Annotated in this window: 3 protein-coding genes and 1 pseudogene; 1 reads left to right on the top strand and 3 read right to left on the bottom strand. The window is 70.2% G+C overall.

Going from position 1 to position 2,466, the window contains the following annotated elements; translation table 11 throughout:
• The 3 genes from phnC to FV226_RS27310 all read right to left on the bottom strand — a co-directional run.
• On the bottom strand, window positions 1-785 hold a 785-nt coding region (gene phnC, locus FV226_RS27320; RefSeq protein ID WP_147765383.1), incomplete at its 3' end, for a phosphonate ABC transporter ATP-binding protein.
• An 89-nt stretch (window positions 786-874) separates the two neighbouring features.
• Window positions 875-1,507, bottom strand: coding sequence for a chloramphenicol acetyltransferase (locus FV226_RS27315; protein WP_147754723.1), 633 nt, complete (start codon window positions 1,505-1,507; stop codon window positions 875-877).
• A 12-nt stretch (window positions 1,508-1,519) separates the two neighbouring features.
• Window positions 1,520-2,185 carry a DUF1045 domain-containing protein gene (locus FV226_RS27310; protein ID WP_147754724.1) on the bottom strand — a complete coding sequence of 222 codons (666 nt, stop codon included), beginning with the start codon at window positions 2,183-2,185 and terminating at the stop codon, window positions 1,520-1,522.
• A 98-nt stretch (window positions 2,186-2,283) separates the two neighbouring features.
• Here FV226_RS27310 and FV226_RS27305 point away from each other — a divergent pair.
• Window positions 2,284-2,466: pseudogene (locus FV226_RS27305) on the top strand (IS630 family transposase); the annotation flags it as partial.

Genomic DNA, 2,466 nt, shown 5'->3' with positions numbered 1-2,466 from the left:
GGATAGGCCCGGGGGCGTGCGGGCGCGGCGGGGGCGTCGAGCACCTCGCCCGCCTCCAGCCCGTAGAGCTGGCGGGCGACGTCCTCGGTGAGGTCGGCAGGTGCGCCGTCGAACACGAGGCGGCCGTCGGCGAGGCCGACGAGGCGGTCGCAGTAGCTGCGGGCTAGGTCGAGGGAGTGAAGGTTGCACAGCACGGTGATGCCGTGGCGCCGGTTGGCCTCCGCGAGGGTATCCATGATGATGCGGGTGTTGCGCGGATCGAGGGACGCCACGGGCTCGTCGGCCAGGATCAGGTCGGGAGCCTGCATCATCGCCCGCGCGATGGCGACGCGCTGCTGCTGGCCGCCGGAGAGCTGGTCGGCCCGGTGGGCGGCGAAGTCCCCCATGCCGAATTCGTCGAGGGCGGCCAGCGCAAGGGCGCGCTCGCGCTCCGACCAGAGCTTGAGGAGGGAGCGGTGCCGGGGCACCTCGGAGAGCCGTCCCATCAGGACGTTGCTCAGCACGTCGAGGCGGCCAACGAGGTGGAACTGCTGGAAGATCATCGCGCAGCGCGCCCGCCAGCGCCGGAGGTCGCGGCCATGCAGGGCGGTGATGTCGAGGCCGTCGAACAGGATGCGCCCGCCCGTCGGCTCGGCGAGGCGGTTGACCATCCGTAGGAGGGTCGACTTGCCCGCGCCCGAGCGCCCGATCACGCCGACGAAGCGGCCGCGCGGGATGGCGAGGGAAATCCCGTCCACCGCGCGACGGTCGCCGTATCGACGGCTCAGATCTTCGAGGATCAGCATGCTGTTTCCCGGCGATTCATGTTGAACGCCGGTAGAGCCGTCGTGCGTGACAGTTAAATGACAGTTGTTCGGCTAACCAATAAATGGACTTATTGTGCTATGGCTTCGTAGCGTTCCAGGAATGCCTCGATCGCGAGAGCGCGGAAGTCCGGCACGGCCCGGCACAGGCGGTCGTGGTCCCAGTCCCACCAGGCGAGGGCCAACAGGCGCTCGGCCACCGCCTCCGGGAAACGGCGCCGCACGACGCAGCCCGGATTGCCGACCACGATGGTGTAGGGCGCCACGTCCCGGGTCAGGATCGTGCCCGCGCCCACGACCGACCCGGTGCCGATGGTCCGCCCGGGCAGGATCACGGCCCCGTGCCCGATCCAGACGTCGTGGCCGATGGTGACGGACAGGGCACGGCGCCGGGCGAAGAAGGCCGGCTCGTCTGCCGCCTCTCCCGGCCAGTAGGCGCTGGCCCGATAGGTGAAGTGCGCCTGCGAGGCCCGCTCCATCGGGTGGTTGCCCGGATTGATCCGTACGTGTGAGGCGATTGAGCAGAACTTGCCGATGGCGGTATAGTTCGCCTGCCCGTCCTCGACGATGTACGAATAGTCGTCGAGGCTAGTCTCGCTCAGGCGCGTGCGCGCGCCGACCTCGGTGTAGCGGCCGAGGCGGCAATCCCAGAGATCGGCCGTGGGGTGGACGGCCGGTTCGAGGCCGAGGCGGTCGGAGGCCATAGCGGGGTCCTGTCAGGCGGCGAAGGGCAGGCGGCGCAGGAGGCGAAACGGCGCCGCGCCGTCTCGAACGACCACGCTCACGGCATCGATCACGAGGTCGGGCAGGCCAGCGCCGGCCTCGGCCAGCAGAGGTAGGGCCATCGACAGGTCTTCCGGCTCGAGGGGGCCGGTGAGCGTCATGTGAAAGCGGAAGGCCTCGAACACGTGCGGGTAGCCCCAGCGCTCCAGCAGCGCCCGGCCGCGGGGGTCCAGGCGCTCGGGGCGACGGCGGGCGCGCTCGTCCTCGGTGAGGGGCGCGCGCAGGGGATCGAGCGCGGCGACGCATTCGGCTGCGAGGAGGCCGAGGGCGGAGGGCGGCGCCTCCGGCACCAGGGCGGCGAAATTCCCCAGGTCGGCGACCCGCATAGGGCCGACTGGCAGCGGGAGCTTGGGCGCCGCCAGCGCCGCGGCCGCCGCGAGGAGATCCGCTTCGGTGGCGCCCGGGGCGAGGCGCATCGGCGCCTTCAGGGTGGCGTGGAACCCGTAGACGCGCTGCTCCGCAGTGTTGGCGGCGAGGATTGCCCGCAGCGCATCGGGGCCGGGCGCTGGGCCGAGGCCGAGAATCGCGTCGCCGAAGGCGGCGAGGGCCGAGCCGGGGGCGGGGGTGAAGTAAAGCGCGTATCGGGCAACTCGATCCAAATGAACTTCTCCTTGGCTGCGCCGTGCAGGCTGAAGCGACTCTTAATACCAAGCCCCGTTGAACGTGATTCACGCGAGGTAGCATCGCGATCCAGGTCGTGATTCTCTTTTCAGGTTTGGAGCCTGAGGAGGATGTGATGGCTGCTCCGGTGCTACTGCGATCGGATTATGATGCCGAAGGTTTGCGCGCTCTGGCCAAGGGTTCGCGCAATCCGGCCCAGACCCGCCGCCTGTTGGCGCTGTCGGTGATCTCGGCGGGCGGCTCGCGCTCGGAGGCGGCC

The organism is Methylobacterium sp. WL12 (assembly GCF_008039475.1).
Classification (GTDB): domain Bacteria; phylum Pseudomonadota; class Alphaproteobacteria; order Rhizobiales; family Beijerinckiaceae; genus Methylobacterium; species Methylobacterium cerastii.
Note: the sequence above shows the minus strand (reverse complement) of the source record. Positions and strands in the feature narration are given on the sequence as shown.

Bases quoted from the DNA above. Each gene is read 5' to 3' on its own strand.
- FV226_RS27315 (WP_147754723.1), bottom strand. From the start codon at position 1,507: ATGGCCTCCGACCGCCTCGGCCTCGAACCGGCCGTCCACCCCACGGCC.